Below are 16,477 nucleotides of genomic sequence, written 5' to 3'. Positions count from 1 at the left end.
TTCGCTAAAACGTAGCCGGAGTTCAATTGCTGACAGATTGATGTAAGGTGCCAGCGGGTGCTGTAGTTTGCATATTGAAGTGCTGCAAAGACATATATTGACTTTGATTGCGACCAGCTTTTTTGGCTTCATACAGTGCAGCATCGGCACACTTGAGCAGGGAATTGGCATCAATATCAGGATGCTTATAGAAATTGCTAAAGCCTATGCTGACACTGATACGCTGGCTAATGCGGGAATTAATATGTGGTATGTTCAAATCCCACACAGCCAGCCGCAGTTTTTCAGCAAACAGCATGGCAGAGTCAGGTGCCATGTTGGGCAACATGAGGATGAATTCTTCACCGCCAAAACGGGCCAGTACATCGGTTGCACGCATCAATTGTTTGCGCAGGGCGGTGGCGACTTGTATTAGCGCCTTGTCTCCCGCCACATGGCCATAGCTGTCGTTATATTCCTTGAAGTAATCGATATCGACCATGAACACTGACATGGGCACACTATGACGCACGGCATGGCCCAGGGCCATTTTGTAATGCTCATCAAAGAAGCGACGGTTATAAATGCCTGTCAGGCTGTCGGTGGTGGCTTCTCGCTTCAGCGCTTCAGAATGTGTGCGCAAGATTTTTTCGCGTTTGATCGATGTGGTCGAGTCACTGATCTGTATCAGGCAATGACGCTCGCCATACTCCGCAGTAATCGGCGTGATGGTGATGGATTGATCGATGCGGCTTTTCCCATCATCTTGCTCGTTGCGCTGAAACAACGGCAAGGGTGAGCGATGCAAGGCATTTGACAAAACCACAGGCAGGCCATAACTCAGTGTATTGGTGATGGCATTCAGGATGGCACGGCTGGGCAACTCTTCAAAAGCTTCGGAGATGTGCTTGCCGATGACCTGTTTGGCGGGAATGCCTGTGTGTCTCTCCACCCAGCCATTCCACAGGTGCACAGTCTGTTGCGCGTCAAGCACAATCAGTCCCAGGCTGATGGAATTGAATATTTGCTCCATTGCAAATGGAGACGGTGACAGCAACTGCGCCATTACACTGCTCCCAAAAAGCGCTCAAGCTGGATAATCAAACCTTTTAAAGATGTGGAACTCAACAAGAAAATCAGGTGGCCTTCAGAATGTCGCCTTTCTATCGCCAGGTCGATATGCAACAACAGGACGTAAGGTTGATCGAGATCGTCACTGACACGACGGAAAATTTCTTCGGTCGTTGCCACTGAGTAATCTGGTAATGAGCAGTTCAGCGGAATATTCAGCATATCTGCCATCGCGGACAGGCAGGCATTGAGGATGATATTACCGAGTTCGCACATCGCTTCCTGTTCAAATTCGGCCAGGTCTTCCAGGCTGATTTGCGACCCCATCATGTCGCGCACAATTTCCAGGGCGTGTTCTTCAGTGAACAGGAGGATTGCTTCTGCTTCAAACGAGCCACTAAAGGTTTGGTGCACAGTGCCAAAGCGCTCACTTTGCAAACCCATTGCAGAAACATCAATTTCCGAGGATTTTCGGATTTCAACAGAAGGGACCGACAAGCGAACTTCTTCTCCTACAATGTCACTCAGGCTGGCAGCAGCTCTGCCAGCGCCGACATTGAAGACCTCACTTAATGCATCGAGATGAAGTTCGGTGAGGGAATTCATTATTCGCTCGCGAAATAATTGAGGACGATGGTGATGGATTTCTCAGTGACTGGTTTGGCGACAAAGATGGTGCCTATGGAGGTAGCCCGGTTTTGCATGGTGTCCTGTACATTTGCCGAAAAAATGGCGATGCGTACATGTGGACTGGTTTGCAAAATCTGCTCTGCAGCGTCAGTGCCCAGCATGCCAGGCATGTTGATATCCATGGTGCAATAGTCTGGTTTGTTCTCTATCACTGACTTGATGCCTTCTTCACCACTGCCAGCCTCAAAGAATTCCCAATCCGGATGCACTGCCTTTACATGCGCGCGAATCACCATGCGGGAAACTTTACTATCGTCAACAATGAGTATTTTTTTCATAATGTATTTTATGCAAAACTAATGCACCCAGGAAATGTGAGTGACAGCGTAAATTCATTTTACCTTAGTGCGGCATAAAATTCGCCATTCAGATGATCAATTAATGTTTCAAATGATTACGATTTTTGCTTGAGGCGTCGCCACAGGGTCGTTCTACTGATGCCCAGATAGTCAGCAGCTGCGTCGCGGTTGTTATTGAACTTTTCCATGACCTGTTCCAGTGACTCTGGTGTTGACTGTTTCGTTGAAATAGCGGGTGTATTCTCAGTGATGCTTAACTCGGGCAATGTTTTTGCCACGAAACTCGGTGTCAATGCTTGCAGTGGTTCGGCTGCCAGGAACAGGGCAAGTCGCTCCATCAGGTTGCGTAGTTCTCTTACATTTCCTGGCCAGGCATAAGGTTGTAAAAGCATGCCGCAACTGGCCATTTCTGCGTGCAGATTGGCATGTGGTCTGACGCCAATGGCAGCCAGGGCATGCTTCAGGAACCATACTGCAAGCGGCAGTGTGTCATCTGCACGCTCCCGTAATGCTGGCAAATGCAAGCGTAATACGGCAAGGCGGAAATATAGATCAGCCCGAAACTTTCCTTCTTTTACTCTTGCCACCAGGTCGCAATGTGTGGCACTGATAATGCGTACATCGACAGGTATGGGGCGCATGCTTCCGACCCGCGTGATTTCACGTTCCTCCAATACGCGCAGGAGGCGGGTTTGCAAGGCGAGTGGCATCTCACCAATTTCATCCAGAAATACCGTTCCTCTGTGAGCAATTTCAAACAATCCAGCGTGCCCGCCCCGTTTCGAACCGGTAAATGCACCTTCTTCATAGCCAAACAATTCTGATTCCAGCAAACTCTCGGCAATGGCACCGCAATTCACAGCGACAAAAGGCTGGCGTGCTCTTGTGCTTTCCCGGTGTAAAGCCTGGGCAGCCAGCTCCTTGCCAGTGCCGGTTTCACCTTGCAACAACACTGTTGCAGGAGAGCGGGCAAACAAGGCGATGGACTTGCGCGTAGCCTGCATCAGGGCAGAGTCACCCCGCAAATCGTTAATGCCATGTTTGGCGCGTAGTGATTCTGCTGCCGGATGATGCCGCCCGCGGGCTGATTCCAGTCGCGTCAGTCGAGCGATTTCCAGTGCATCATCAAAGGCCTGACGTATCGAGGTGGCTGAATACATGAAAATGCCAGTCAGTCCAGCTTCCTCAGCCAGGTCAGTAATCAGTCCTGCTCCGACGATGACCTTGATACCACCCGCCTTGAGCTCACTGATCTGGGCGCGCGCATCTTCTTCGGTGACGTAGGTGCGCTGCTCTAGCGGGAAGCCGAAAGTCGCCTTGAAATCCGCCAGTTCTGGCATGGTTTCCTGATAATTGATCAGACCTATTGCGGGTGACACCTTGCGTGCCCTTGCCAGTGCCTGCATGACATCAAAGCCACTGGCCTTGGCAATCACGACCGGGACGGGCAGGCGGTTCTTGAGATAGGCACCGTTGGAGCCAGCCGCAATGACGGCATCGCACCTCTCGGTTTGCAGGCGCTCTTTCAGGTACTGTGCTGCCTCTTCAAAACCCATATGTATGGGCTCTATGTCGGCACTGACATCGTATTCGACCATGATGTCGCGGAACATGTCGAACAGGCGTGAGATGGACACTGTCCAGATAACGGGTTTGTCGTGGGTATCACGTATCGCCGGCGTATGTTTCATATATGTTTCAATTAATGTTTCAAAATTCAATGTGAAACATCATTATGAAACAAATCTGGGTTCCTGAACAAGATTTGTTGTGCGAGCATAGCGAATAAGTATTTGATTTATATACACATCATCCAGAAACAGTAGGGTGTGCCTGCAGGCTGGCACGCTCATTGCAATGTCTATCCCAGAATCTGTTCATTAACCTGAAAGCATACACATGAGTACATACTCCGCAGGTGCCGCCTTCCGTAAGGCGATGCAGGAAGAATCCCCTCTTCAAGTCGTGGGCGCAATCAATGCCAACCATGCCTTGCTGGCAAAACGTGCCGGTTTCAAGGCAATTTATCTGTCTGGTGGCGGCGTTGCTGCCGGTTCCCTGGGTTTGCCTGATCTGGGCATCTCCAATCTTGACGATGTCCTCACTGATGTGCGCCGCATTACTGACGTTTGCGACCTGCCTTTGCTGGTGGATGTGGATACCGGCTTTGGTTCATCCGCCTTCAATGTGGCACGTACCGTCAAATCCATGATCAAGTTCGGCGCTGCAGCCATTCATATTGAAGATCAGGTCGGGGCCAAGCGTTGTGGTCACCGTCCAGGCAAAGAGATCGTCAGCAAACAGGAAATGGTTGACCGCGTCAAGGCCGCAGTCGATGCGCGTACCGATGAAAACTTCGTCATCATGGCCCGTACTGATGCCCTGGCCGTTGAAGGTCTGGAAGCTGCCATCGAACGTGCCCTGGCTTGTGTGGAGGCAGGTGCCGACATGATCTTCCCGGAAGCGATTACCGAACTGGCGATGTACAAGCAGTTTGCCAATGCCGTCAAAGTGCCTATCCTGGCAAATATCACGGAATTCGGTGCTACTCCTTTGTTTTCTGTCGACGAACTGGCCGCAGTGGATGTGGGTCTTGTTTTGTATCCATTGTCAGCTTTCCGCGCCATGAACAAGGCAGCAGAAAACGTCTACGGCGCGATACGCCGTGACGGTACGCAAAAGAATGTCGTCGACACCATGCAGACCCGCATGGAATTGTATGAGCGCATCAATTACCACGACTTTGAGCAAAAGCTGGATGCTCTGTTTGCCCAGCAAAAATCCAAATAAAAACCAAATAGACTTCCCGGCCTTGTGCTGTATCAAGCCAGCGGGCGGGAATAGCACTTCTAATGTACCAATGGAGAAATAATCATGACTGAAGCCGTTCCATTCAAACCAAAGAAATCCGTTGCCCTGTCTGGCGTTACTGCTGGCAATACCGCGCTTTGCACTGTAGGTAAAACAGGCAATGACCTGCATTACCGTGGCTACGATATCCTGGATGTGGCCGACACCTGCGAATTTGAAGAAATTGCCCATTTGCTGGTGCATGGCAAATTGCCGACTGTCGCAGAGTTGCGTGGTTACAAAGCTAAATTGAAGGCCCTGCGTGGCTTGCCAGCCAATGTCAAGGCGGCACTCGAATGGCTACCAGCATCTTCTCATCCTATGGATGTCATGCGTACCGGTGTGTCTGCACTGGGTTGCGTATTGCCAGAAAAAGATGACCACAATAACCCTGGTGCACGCGATATCGCTGACCGCCTGATGGCTTCGCTGGGTTCCATGCTGCTGTACTGGTATCATTACAGTCATAATGGCAAACGCATAGAAACTGAAACCGATGATGAATCCATAGGCGGCCATTTCCTGCATTTGCTGCATGGTGAAAAGCCACGTGCGTCGTGGGAAAAAGCCATGCATACTTCATTGATACTGTATGCAGAGCATGAGTTCAATGCATCGACCTTTACTGGTCGTGTCATCGCAGGCACAGGTTCTGACATGTATTCTGCCATCACCGGCGCTATTGGTGCCTTGCGTGGCCCTAAACACGGTGGCGCGAATGAAGTCGCGTTTGAAATCCAGAAACGTTATGACAATCCAGATGAAGCAGAAGCCGATATCAAGAAACGTGTGGAGAACAAGGAAGTCGTGATTGGTTTTGGTCACCCTGTGTACACTATCTCTGATCCACGCAACAAGGTCATCAAGGAAGTCGCGCGCAACCTGTCTAAAGAAGCGGGCGCGATGAAGATGTTTGATATTGCCGAACGTCTGGAAACCGTGATGTGGGATATCAAAAAGATGTTTCCTAACCTGGACTGGTTTTCTGCCGTGTCCTACCACATGATGGGTGTACCGACTGCCATGTTCACTCCTCTATTCGTGATCGCGCGTACCTCTGGCTGGGCGGCACACATCATAGAACAGCGTATCGATAACAAGATCATTCGCCCTAGCGCTAATTATGTTGGCCCTGAAGACCTGAAATTTGTTCCTTTGAATAAACGCAAATAAATAAACGCAAATAAATCAACGAGAGTAAATAAGCCAGAGGTTGCAAAATGAAAGTGCAGGCAGACCTGTCCAAACTCAGTACCAGACGCGCTGTGAGGCAAGATCTGCCTCGCCTGCTGGAACTCATTGCTGATGATGATCTGGGCAAGAACCGTGAAGGCGTAGGCTCGGAGGATGCATGTTATTCAGAAGCCTTTGACCGCATAACAACCGACGATAATCAGTTCTTGATGGTAGCTGAGCTGGATGGCCGCATCATTGCCATGCAGCAGGTGACGTTCATCCCTGGCCTGAGCAGGAAAGGCGCTACCCGCACCATGATAGAAAGCGTGCGGGTCGATGGCTACTTGCGTGGCCAGGGCATAGGTCACTGGTTCATAAAGCAGGCGATACAACTGGCAAGCGAACGTGGTTGCCAATTGGTTCAACTGACCAGTGACAAGAAGCGCATACAGGCGCACAGGTTCTATGGAAGTTTGGGCTTCACCGCATCACATGAAGGTTTCAAGTTACAACTCTGAGCTGCCTTGAATATCGAATACTAATATTGACAATAGCGAGCCATGAATACTCAATTCCGCAAGCCACTACCAGGCACTACACTGGACTATTTTGATACACGCGAAGCAGTCGATGCGATCGTGCCAGGTGCCTATAACAAGCTGCCATACACCTCACGCGTACTGGCAGAAAACCTGGTGCGCCGCTGTGACCCGGCTACGCTCACCGATTCTCTGCGCCAGTTCATTGAACGCAAGCGCGACCTTGATTTTCCCTGGTTCCCGGCGCGTGTAGTATGCCACGATATCCTCGGTCAGACTGCGCTGGTTGATCTGGCAGGTCTGCGCGATGCGATTGCCCTGCAAGGTGGGGATCCTGCCTTGGTCAATCCTGTGGTGCCTACGCAACTGGTGGTGGATCATTCGCTGGCTGTTGAGTGCGGCGGTTTTGATCCGGATGCCTTCAACAAAAACCGTGCAATTGAAGACAGGCGGAACGAAGACCGTTTTGACTTCATCAACTGGACGAAAAAGGCATTCAAGAATGTCGATGTGATCCCGCCCGGCAATGGCATCTTGCACCAGATTAATCTGGAACGCATGTCACCAGTCGTGCAAGTGACAGATGGTGTGGCTTATCCGGATACCCTGGTCGGTACTGACAGCCATACACCCATGGTGGATGCGCTGGGAGTGATTGCGATTGGTGTCGGTGGTCTGGAAGCAGAAAGCGTCATGCTGGGTCGCGCATCCTGGATGCGTTTGCCAGACATCATCGGTGTCGAGCTGGCAGGCAAACCGCAGGAAGGTATCACGGCAACAGACACGGTGCTGGCATTGACAGAATTTTTGCGCAATCAAAAAGTCGTGTCGTCATATCTGGAATTTTATGGTGAAGGTGCATCCCACCTGACCCTGGGTGACCGCGCCACGATTTCTAACATGGCACCAGAATTCGGTTCCACTGCTGCGATGTTCTATATTGATGAACAAACCATCAAATACCTGAAACTCACTGGCCGTGATGATGAACTGGTCAAGCTGGTAGAAACCTATGCCAAGGAAACTGGCTTGTGGGCAGATACCCTGAAGAATGCTGAATATGAACGCGTATTGAAGTTTGATCTGTCTTCTGTCGTGCGCAATATCGCTGGTCCGTCGAACCCTCACAAGCGTGTACCAACCTCAGAACTGGCGGCGCGTGGCATCAGCGGCACGGTCGAAAACGAACCTGGCCTGATGCCTGACGGTGCCGTCATCATCGCTGCTATCACCAGTTGCACTAACACCAATAATCCACGCAATATGGTGGCTGCCGGTTTGCTGGCGCGCAACGCCAATAAATTGGGCCTGACCCGCAAACCCTGGGTTAAGAGTTCACTTGCTCCTGGTTCCAAGGCTGTGACCCTGTATCTGGAAGAAGCCAATTTGATGCCTGAGTTGGAGCAGTTAGGCTTTGGTGTTGTCGCTTATGCCTGCACATCCTGCAATGGCATGTCGGGCGCGCTTGACCCTGTGATCCAGAAAGAAATCATCGACCGCGATCTGTATGCAACGGCAGTATTGTCTGGTAACCGCAATTTTGATGGTCGTATTCATCCGTATGCGCAACAAGCTTTCCTCGCTTCGCCACCGCTGGTCGTGGCGTACGCCATTGCGGGCACTATCCGGTTTGATATCGAGAAAGATGTGCTGGGTCTGGATGCTGCAGGCAAGCCAGTAACTTTGAAAGATATCTGGCCAACTGACGAAGAAATTGATGCAGTGGTTGCTGCCAGCGTCAAGCCTGAACAATTCCGTAAAGTTTATATTCCGATGTTTGCCAAACAGGCTGATGACGGCGAAAAAGTCAGTCCCCTTTATGACTGGCGTCCACAGACTACCTACATCCGCCGCCCACCATATTGGGAAGGTGCATTGGCAGGGACGCGCAGCATGAAAGGCATGCGTGCGCTGGCAGTATTGGGTGACAACATCACGACTGATCATCTGTCACCATCAAATGCCATCATGCTCGATAGTGCCGCTGGTGAATACCTCGCCAAGATGGGTTTGCCAGAGGAAGATTTCAATTCTTACGCGACTCACCGCGGTGACCATCTGACTGCCCAGCGCGCCACCTTTGCCAACCCGACCCTGAAGAATGAAATGGTCGTGGTTGATGGCAAGGTCAAGGCAGGCTCACTCGCCCGCATAGAACCAGAAGGCACGATCACCCGTATGTGGGAAGCCATAGAAACCTATATGGAACGCAAGCAGCCATTGATTGTGATTGCAGGTGCCGATTATGGGCAGGGCTCTTCCCGTGATTGGGCAGCCAAGGGTGTGAGACTGGCGGGTGTGGAAGTAATTGTTGCTGAGGGTTTCGAGCGCATCCACCGCACTAATCTGGTTGGTATGGGCGTTTTGCCGCTGGAATTCTTGCCAGGCGTGAACCGTCTGACCCTGAACATCGATGGCACAGAAACCTTTGATGTCATAGGTGAGCGTATGCCACGCGCAACCCTGACCCTGATCATCAACCGCAAGAATGGTGAATCTGTGGCAGTGCCTGTGCTGTGCCGCCTCGATACGGCAGAAGAAGTGTCGATTTATGAAGCTGGTGGTGTCTTGCAGCGTTTTGCGCAAGACTTCCTGGAATCTGTCAAAGCTGCATAAGTTCTACTGATACGGTTTGCAAGCACTACTCTTGACGGAGTAGTGCTGCCTCTGAGTCAAATTTAAAAGAGTAAATACATGGCACATCTTCCACAGATCAAAGTTCCTGCAACCTATATGCGTGGCGGCACCAGCAAGGGCGTGTTTTTTCGCCTGCAGGATTTGCCAGTAGCTGCACAACAATCAGGTGCAGCACGCGATGCCTTGCTATTGCGCGTGATAGGCAGCCCCGACCCTTATGGCAAACAGATTGACGGCATGGGCGGTGCAACTTCAAGTACCAGCAAGACTGTCATACTCTCAAAAAGCAGCAAGCCTGACCATGATGTCGACTATCTATTTGGCCAAGTGGCGATAGACAAGGCCTTTGTAGACTGGAGCGGCAATTGCGGTAACCTGTCTGCGGCAGTCGGCGCTTTCGCCATCAGTGCTGGCCTGGTGGATGCTGAGCGTATTCCGCAAAACGGTATCGCCACTATCCGCGTATGGCAGGCAAATATCAGCAAGACCATCATTGCTCATGTGCCTATGACTGATGGGGCAGTACAGGAAACTGGTGATTTTGAACTTGATGGAGTCACCTTTCCGGCGGCAGAAGTACAGCTTGAATTCATGGACCCGGCAGCCGATGAAGAGGGTGCAGGCGGCTCGATGTTCCCGACTGGCAATCTGGTCGATGACCTGGACGTACCGGGTGTCGGTATGCTGAAGGCAACCATGATCAACGCCGGTATTCCCACCATCTTCATCAATGCAGAAGCGATAGGCTATACAGGTACTGAATTGCAGGACGCCATCAATGGTGATGCCAAGGCTCTTGCCATGTTTGAGACTATACGTGCGCATGGCGCATTGCGTATGGGCCTGATCAAGGATATCTCTGAAGCGGCACAACGCCAGCATACCCCCAAGGTAGCTTTTGTTGCCAAGGCTGCTGACTACACTTCGTCCAGCGGCAAACAAGTCCAGACAGCGGATATCGATTTGCTGGTACGCGCCCTATCCATGGGCAAGCTGCATCATGCGATGATGGGGACAGCAGCCGTGGCTATCGGTACTGCGGCAGCAATCCCCGGCACCCTCGTGAATTTGGCTGCTGGCGGTGGTACACGCACTGCGGTGCGTTTTGGTCACCCATCCGGCACTTTGCGGGTGGGCGCAGAAGCGACGCAAGTCAACGGCGAATGGAGTGTCACCAAGGCCATCATGAGCCGCAGCGCACGTGTGCTCATGGAAGGTTGGGTACGCATACCCGGCGGCGGCTTCTGATTCTTTTTTGGCTGTTGGCGTGCCTGGTAAGCCTGCAGCAAGCAAAGTAATTCAAGATAAACATAACCAACACTCAGGTGGAAGCACCTGAGTGCATGGCAGGTTTGCGCCCGGATTTTTGTGCAAAAAAACTGTGAAATGAAGGATAAGCATGTGGTACACCCTCGCCGGCAGTTTGAACTCCATCTTTATACTGATCAGCCTGTACGGGATCTGGTCACAGGTGAAGATGGTTTGGGATAGAAAGGCTGCGGCACGGACAGCGCTAGGAGTGAATGGTAGTGAGAGCGAAAAGCCGACTGACTTGCTGTCCTTAAACCAGTTCACTGTCAGCTTCCTGGCGTATTGCTCATTCTTTGTTTATGGTTATTCCATACGGCCATTCAATCATTTCATTGTCTGGCCGAGGATGATAGCAGCGATGCTGATACTGGTTTTATTGTGGGAAATTTATACAGACCGCAAGACCAAACTTGCTTTTGCTTCTTCCATGATGGCGGCAGTCATCATGTTCCTGGCCTTGTCGGGGCTGATGATCAGCAGGGTTTTCGATGGAACTTTTATAGATGAAGGTCGCAAGGTTTCTCAAAGCCTGATCGTGCTGGTTACCCTGTTTTTGGCCCAGGGATATGCGCATCAGATCAGTCTGATCTGGAAGTCTGGTAAAACCGGTGCGGCCTCGTTGAATATGAGCCAGTTCATTTTGGCCATGGATGTGACGACGATCTTGTTTGCCTTTGCCATGGGCTTGCAGACTGGTTGGCCTTTATTGTTTTTGGCGACGGTCAGTGCCATCACCAAGATGGCGATCATGTACTTGTTTACATGGGTGGAATTCAGTCCTCGGGCGCGACAGCGCAGGAGCGGCTTTGCCTGAGTCCTGATTGTAAATTGTAAAAAATGCGGTTCCAGTGATAATAAAATGAAGGAGATACCATGTCTTATGCTGCTTTTTATCAAAAATCCATACAAGCGCCCGAAGCTTTCTGGGACCAGGAAGCCAAACTGATAGACTGGCACAAGCCTTATGATCAGGTGTTGGATCATAGCAAACCACCATTTGCCAAATGGTATGTCGGCGGTGAAACCAATCTCTGCCATAACGCTGTCGATCGCTGGCTGGCTACCCAGGCAGACCAGCCCGCGCTGATCGCCATTTCTACTGAAACCAATATCGAAAAAACTTATAGTTTTGCCGAGTTGCATGCAGAAGTGCAGCGCATGGCTGCCATCATGCTTAGCCTGGGTGTCAAGCAGGGCGACAGGGTGTTGATCTACATGCCCATGATTGCCGAAGCGGCGTTTGCCATGCTCGCCTGCGCCCGCATAGGTGCCGTGCATTCCGTCGTGTTTGGTGGTTTTGCTTCAAAGAGCCTGGGTACGCGGATTGATGATGCGAAGCCTGTACTGGTGGTATCGGCTGATGCAGGCATGCGAGGTGGTAAAGCTGTGCCATATAAACCCTTGCTGGATGAGGCCATAGCCTTGGCTGAGCACAAACCTGCACATGTCTTGCTGGTGAATCGCGGTCTGGACGAAATGAAGTTGGTGGCCGGGCGTGATGTTGATTATGCGACAGCCAGAGCGCAGCATCTGGATGCACAAGTACCTGTAACCTGGCTGGAATCAAACGCCATGTCCTACGTCTTGTACACCTCGGGTACGACGGGCAAGCCCAAAGGTGTGCAGCGTGATGTCGGTGGTTATGCAGTGGCGCTGGCGTCGTCGATGAAGCATATTTTCTGCGGCAAGCCGGGAGAAACCTATTTTGCGACTTCGGACATAGGCTGGGTGGTGGGCCACTCGTACATCGTCTATGGTCCGTTAATTGCTGGTATGGCCACCATCATGTATGAAGGTACGCCTATACGCCCTGATGCTGGCATCTGGTGGAGCATCGTCGAGAAATACAAGGTCACGCGTATGTTCTCGGCGCCGACTGCAGTGCGCGTCTTGAAAAAGCATCCGCTTGAGCTAATGCGCAAATATGATTTGTCCTCGCTCAAAGCTCTTTACCTGGCAGGTGAGCCGCTTGATGAAACTACTTCAAGCTGGATAGCAACCGAACTTGGCGTGCCCATTGTCGACAATTACTGGCAAACCGAGACTGGCTGGCCCATATTGTCGGTCGCGCGTGGCGTTGAGCAGACCGCCACCCGCCTCGGTAGTCCAGGTGTAGCCATGTACGGTTATGACGTACGCATCATCAATGAAAACACGGGTGCAGAATGTGCAGCCAATGAAAAAGGTGTAGTTGCTATCAAAGGACCGTTGCCACCAGGTTGCATGCAAACCGTGTATGGCGACGACCAGCGTTTTGTAAATACCTACTGGTCCAATTTCTCGCATGAGCAATTATATTCAACCTTTGACTGGGGCATCAGGGATGCTGATGGCTATTACTTCATCCTTGGCCGCACCGATGATGTCATCAATGTTGCAGGGCACAGGCTGGGTACCCGTGAGATAGAAGAGAGCATTTCCAGCCATCCACAAATTTCTGAAGTGGCGGTGGTGGGTGTGGAAGATAAGCTAAAGGGCCAAGTGGCTGTGGCTTTTGCCATACTCAAAAATCCTGAACTGGCTGAAACGCCAGAACAAAAGCGGGCGCTGGAAGCCGAGGTCATGAGTGTGGTTGACAAGCAGCTAGGGGCAGTTGCAAGACCGTCACGTGTGCATTTTGTCAGCATGTTGCCGAAAACCCGCTCCGGTAAGTTGCTGCGCCGATCCATACAGGCGATTTGCGAAGGACGTGAAGCTGGGGATTTGACGACGATAGAAGACCCTTCTTCCTTGCAGCAAATTCAGGCAGCGCTGACGGCTTGAGTATTAACAATTAGGCACAAAACCAAAGGGAGCATTTGCTCCCTTTGGTTTTGCACACAGACAGGTTCAGAGCAAGTTCAGAGTTGCAGGGCTGCTGCCAGGGTTTTCACTTCTTCTTCCGACTCTTCCAGGATGCTATTGAGTGTGCCATCGCCGACAACGAAATCAATTTCTGAAGAACACTGTTCAGACTCTTCCGCATACGAATGGATATCCATAGGTGAATGCGTAGTTGCCAGTTCATTCGCCAACAACAAGGTATCTCCAAGAGTTTCTGGCGGCATGGCACGCAAGCCGAACCACAGGGCTTCAACCGCCTCAACCACGGCTTGTGGCAGCATCAGGCTCTTGATGACGGCTGCGCCTATCTGCGATTCGGTTGATTCGCGGTCGATGATGGTATCAGTGAAAGAAGGCAAATCATCAAGGCTGGAGTCTGGTGCAGGCTCGTCACGTTCCAGCAGGGATGGAAACTCATCGACACGTGACAGCAAGTAAAAATTGCCTACTTCATGCACAATACCGGCAAACATGGCAGTGTCCGGGTCCAGCTTGGTGATGCGTCGCGCTATCACGCGCGATAGCGCCGCAACCTGGGCGGTATGCTCCCACAACTTATTGGTCATGGCCAGCAATTGCTTGTTTTTGCTGGTGCCAGCCAACTGCCGTACTACCAACGAGGCGACCACGGCACGCAGCGTGCGGAAGCCCAAGCGGCTAATGGCTGCCTTGACGTTGGTGACATCATTGCCACGGTTGTAAGCTGCCGAATTGGCAATGGCAACCATGCGGGCAGCCAGGAAGGGCTCATTCAGAACCAGCTTGCTTGCAGTTTCGATACTGCACTCAGGGTCGTCCAGGGTTTGTTGTATCTTGAGGGAAGCCGCAACATTCGTCGGGAAAATCAGTTCTCCCCGTTTGGCTTGTTCAGCTATGCTGTTGAGCGCATCGATTTTATTCATCGCTATGTCTTTTGCACACGTTAAACAAACATATGGTGGGTGCAATGAACACCCAGTCGGTCAGCAAAGGGCTTATCTTGTCTTTTGCTTAACAAGTCCAGTCCTGGGTTCTATTCATTGCCTGTTTTTGCAGAATGAATTCACATGATTTCATTCTGCTTCAGATAGTGTTGCAGGTCAATCAAGCGATAGAAAATAAATCCAAACTTGCTCAATTTGTCTTTTGGCTGTCTATCCACTTATTTACTTTAGCTTCCAATAATGCCAGGGGCAGTGTGCCATCGCTGAGTATGACATCATGGAATTGACGCAGATCAAAGCGCTTGCCCAGGATGCTACTCGCTTTTTGTCTGAGTTCAACGATTTTCAATGAGCCTATCTTGTAACCGAGGGCTTGCCCTGGCCAAGCCATATAGCGTTCCGTTGCCTGGCGGGAAACGGCTTCGCTGTAACCCAGTGTTGTCTGTTGATACTGGATAGCTTGTTCACGTGTCCAGCCCTTGGTATGCAGGCCAGTGTCAACCACCAGGCGCGTGGCGCGCAATAGTTCATCCGTCAGATGACCCAGGTAAGCAGCAGGATCATTTTCAAACAAACCCATCTCTTTACCAAGGGTTTCAGCATACAGTGCCCAGCCTTCGGTATAGGCATTATTGCCACCAAACTTGCGGAACTTGGGGATGTCCAATTCCTGTAATGTTGCCAAGTGGAAATGGTGGCCAGGCTGGCCCTCATGCAAGTACAGGGTTTTCATACCGACGGTGCTATAGTCGGCCGGATTGTTGATGACGGCCCAGAATACGCCTGGGCGCGAACCATCTATGGCAGGCTGAGTGTAATGGTCAGATGCAGTCTCGCGGCTGATTTCTGGTTCTGCACGGATATCCAGTGCGGCCTTGGGCACCTTGTTAAACAGTTCAGGCAACTTGGCATTGACCATCTTTTCTATTTGTCGATAACCATCAAGCACCTCAGCTTCAGTCTTGTAGGGGCGATACTGTTTTTGTGTATCTATCCAGGCAGGCAAACCTGCCGGTTCACCGCTGTAACCCAACTTGGGGCCAAGGGCGACAAATTCACTTTGTATGCGTGCCACTTCTTTCAAGCCCAGGGCATGAATGGTTTCAGGGTCCAGACTGGTTGTGGTCTGGTCGCGTACCAGGGCACGATACCAGACATCACCCCCTGGCAAGGCGCTGAAACCACTGCTGTTGCGGCTGGCAGCAAGATAATCCTGGGTCAGGAATTGGTTAAACTGACGCAAGGCAGGCAAGACTTTCTTTGTCAGAACCTGTTTGTATTCCTTGCTCAGACGTTGCTTTTCAGCCTCTCTGAAGCCATTGGGGAAATTCTTGATTGGTGCAAAATAGGCATGATCTTCGACTTTATCAGTGACCAGTTGCGCAAACTGGGGCAGGACCGAGCTGACCAATGCCTTTGGCAGGACGATGCCGCGCTTCACACCTTCCCGCATATTGCTGGTGGCCTGTCCCATCCATGTTGGCAATTGCACCAGACGACGCAGAAAGACTTCGTAGTGTTTCACCGTTTTCATGGGCTGCGCGCTTTGTCCCGAGGCAAAGTGGGCCAGGGTCACTGGCACGTTTTCCATCTGATTGATCGGTAAAAGATGATCATCAAATTTTGCCATGTCCAGATTGGCTTTGAGTTCGTAGTCCAGGCAGTCATAGGTGACAGCATCTGTTGCCGATAATTGCTCACGTTTGATACGTGCCAATTTGCTGGAAATATCCTTCCATATAGCGACTTGTTTGGCGCGGACTGCTTGCGACAAGTTCATGGGCAGCTTGTCATCATAGCGAGTGTCACCGTTATAGGTCGCCTCCAGGGGATCGTAAGCAGCCTGCTTGTCATAGTATTCATCTGCAAGCTTACTCAGTTGCTGGCTTTGTTTCAGATTTCCTTGCAGCCCCGATTGTGCAACTACAGCATGTTTGTCTTTAGCTGAGGCAGTGTCACTCGCCGCCATAACGCTGGTGCAACTAAGTACGCCAGCAGAAATCAGGACACTAGTTAAAAGGCGCAACTTGAGCATAAGACTTTCCAGAAAATGAAAAAATAAAATAGTTTGCAAGCATACCACTATGCGCGCACAAGTTTGCTTTGACTCTGGACAACGTGTACCAGTTCCCGAGCGGGCAGAAACGAGTCAAAAAAAAATGGCATATTGCCGTTTTTT

General features: G+C 51.1%; 13 protein-coding genes. 7 read left to right on the top strand and 6 right to left on the bottom strand.

Going from position 1 to position 16,477, the window contains the following annotated elements; all coding sequences use genetic code 11:
• Positions 1 to 22 precede the first annotated feature (22 nt).
• The 4 genes from H8L47_RS04405 to prpR form a co-directional block, all read right to left on the bottom strand.
• A complete protein-coding gene (locus tag H8L47_RS04405; protein ID WP_186951960.1) occupies positions 23 to 1,045 on the bottom strand; it encodes a sensor domain-containing diguanylate cyclase in 1,023 nt (340 codons plus the stop codon).
• Positions 1,045 to 1,656, bottom strand: a complete 612-nt coding sequence (locus H8L47_RS04400; RefSeq protein ID WP_186951959.1) for a chemotaxis protein CheC — start codon at positions 1,654 to 1,656, stop codon at positions 1,045 to 1,047. Before H8L47_RS04400 ends, H8L47_RS04405 begins: the two co-directional genes overlap by 1 nt.
• Positions 1,656 to 2,018, bottom strand: coding sequence for a response regulator transcription factor (locus H8L47_RS04395; RefSeq protein ID WP_186951958.1), 363 nt, complete (start codon positions 2,016 to 2,018; stop codon positions 1,656 to 1,658). The genes H8L47_RS04400 and H8L47_RS04395 overlap by 1 nt, the downstream gene beginning before the upstream one ends.
• 116 nt (positions 2,019 to 2,134) lie before the next feature.
• Complete coding sequence (prpR, locus tag H8L47_RS04390; protein ID WP_186951957.1) at positions 2,135 to 3,730, bottom strand: propionate catabolism operon regulatory protein PrpR; 1,596 nt, start codon at positions 3,728 to 3,730, stop codon at positions 2,135 to 2,137.
• Between the two features lie 208 nt (positions 3,731 to 3,938).
• Between prpR and prpB the strand changes: the two genes are divergently transcribed.
• From prpB to H8L47_RS04355, 7 genes are all read left to right on the top strand, one after another.
• Positions 3,939 to 4,829: a methylisocitrate lyase gene (gene prpB / locus H8L47_RS04385; protein WP_186951956.1), complete on the top strand. Its 891-nt coding sequence runs from the start codon at positions 3,939 to 3,941 to the stop codon at positions 4,827 to 4,829.
• Positions 4,830 to 4,913: 84 nt separating this feature from the next.
• Positions 4,914 to 6,062, top strand: a complete 1,149-nt coding sequence (prpC, locus tag H8L47_RS04380) for a bifunctional 2-methylcitrate synthase/citrate synthase (RefSeq protein WP_186951955.1) — start codon at positions 4,914 to 4,916, stop codon at positions 6,060 to 6,062.
• Positions 6,063 to 6,109: 47 nt separating this feature from the next.
• A complete protein-coding gene (locus H8L47_RS04375; protein ID WP_222616386.1) occupies positions 6,110 to 6,583 on the top strand; it encodes a GNAT family N-acetyltransferase in 474 nt (157 codons plus the stop codon).
• A gap of 42 nt (positions 6,584 to 6,625) precedes the next feature.
• On the top strand, positions 6,626 to 9,220 hold the full coding sequence (acnD, locus tag H8L47_RS04370) for a Fe/S-dependent 2-methylisocitrate dehydratase AcnD (protein WP_186951954.1): 2,595 nt from the start codon (positions 6,626 to 6,628) through the stop codon (positions 9,218 to 9,220).
• 78 nt (positions 9,221 to 9,298) lie between these two features.
• Positions 9,299 to 10,489, top strand: coding sequence for a 2-methylaconitate cis-trans isomerase PrpF (gene prpF, locus H8L47_RS04365; RefSeq protein WP_186951953.1), 1,191 nt, complete (start codon positions 9,299 to 9,301; stop codon positions 10,487 to 10,489).
• A 151-nt stretch (positions 10,490 to 10,640) separates the two neighbouring features.
• Positions 10,641 to 11,366, top strand: coding sequence for a hypothetical protein (locus H8L47_RS04360; protein WP_186951952.1), 726 nt, complete (start codon positions 10,641 to 10,643; stop codon positions 11,364 to 11,366).
• Positions 11,367 to 11,425: 59 nt separating this feature from the next.
• Entirely contained in the window at positions 11,426 to 13,315 is a 1,890-nt protein-coding gene (locus H8L47_RS04355) for a propionate--CoA ligase (RefSeq protein ID WP_186951951.1), read from the top strand.
• Positions 13,316 to 13,392: 77 nt separating this feature from the next.
• Here the strand turns inward: H8L47_RS04355 and H8L47_RS04350 are convergent, their stop codons facing one another.
• Positions 13,393 to 14,277, bottom strand: a complete 885-nt coding sequence (locus H8L47_RS04350) for an HDOD domain-containing protein (protein ID WP_186951950.1) — start codon at positions 14,275 to 14,277, stop codon at positions 13,393 to 13,395.
• Positions 14,278 to 14,488: 211 nt separating this feature from the next.
• Positions 14,489 to 16,333, bottom strand: coding sequence for a DUF885 domain-containing protein (locus H8L47_RS04345; protein ID WP_186951949.1), 1,845 nt, complete (start codon positions 16,331 to 16,333; stop codon positions 14,489 to 14,491).
• Positions 16,334 to 16,477: the final 144 nt, after the last annotated feature.

This window comes from Undibacterium umbellatum (assembly GCF_014284125.1).
Taxonomy (GTDB): domain Bacteria; phylum Pseudomonadota; class Gammaproteobacteria; order Burkholderiales; family Burkholderiaceae_D; genus Undibacterium; species Undibacterium umbellatum.
The sequence above is the reverse complement of the archived record's forward strand: the minus strand, read 5'-3'. Positions and strand labels throughout refer to the sequence as shown.

What these genes read in the sequence shown, in the direction of transcription:
- prpR (WP_186951957.1), bottom strand. Translation starts at nt 3,730, where the DNA reads ATGAAACATACGCCGGCGATACGTGATACCCACGACAAACCCGTTATC.
- H8L47_RS04375 (WP_222616386.1), top strand. Translation starts at nt 6,110, where the DNA reads ATGAAAGTGCAGGCAGACCTGTCCAAACTCAGTACCAGACGCGCTGTG.
- H8L47_RS04400 (WP_186951959.1), bottom strand. Translation starts at nt 1,656, where the DNA reads ATGAATTCCCTCACCGAACTTCATCTCGATGCATTAAGTGAGGTCTTC.
- H8L47_RS04345 (WP_186951949.1), bottom strand. Translation starts at nt 16,333, where the DNA reads ATGCTCAAGTTGCGCCTTTTAACTAGTGTCCTGATTTCTGCTGGCGTA.
- prpB (WP_186951956.1), top strand. Translation starts at nt 3,939, where the DNA reads ATGAGTACATACTCCGCAGGTGCCGCCTTCCGTAAGGCGATGCAGGAA.
- H8L47_RS04395 (WP_186951958.1), bottom strand. Translation starts at nt 2,018, where the DNA reads ATGAAAAAAATACTCATTGTTGACGATAGTAAAGTTTCCCGCATGGTG.
- H8L47_RS04350 (WP_186951950.1), bottom strand. Translation starts at nt 14,277, where the DNA reads ATGAATAAAATCGATGCGCTCAACAGCATAGCTGAACAAGCCAAACGG.
- prpF (WP_186951953.1), top strand. Translation starts at nt 9,299, where the DNA reads ATGGCACATCTTCCACAGATCAAAGTTCCTGCAACCTATATGCGTGGC.
- H8L47_RS04405 (WP_186951960.1), bottom strand. Translation starts at nt 1,045, where the DNA reads ATGGCGCAGTTGCTGTCACCGTCTCCATTTGCAATGGAGCAAATATTC.
- H8L47_RS04355 (WP_186951951.1), top strand. Translation starts at nt 11,426, where the DNA reads ATGTCTTATGCTGCTTTTTATCAAAAATCCATACAAGCGCCCGAAGCT.
- H8L47_RS04360 (WP_186951952.1), top strand. Translation starts at nt 10,641, where the DNA reads ATGTGGTACACCCTCGCCGGCAGTTTGAACTCCATCTTTATACTGATC.
- acnD (WP_186951954.1), top strand. Translation starts at nt 6,626, where the DNA reads ATGAATACTCAATTCCGCAAGCCACTACCAGGCACTACACTGGACTAT.
- prpC (WP_186951955.1), top strand. Translation starts at nt 4,914, where the DNA reads ATGACTGAAGCCGTTCCATTCAAACCAAAGAAATCCGTTGCCCTGTCT.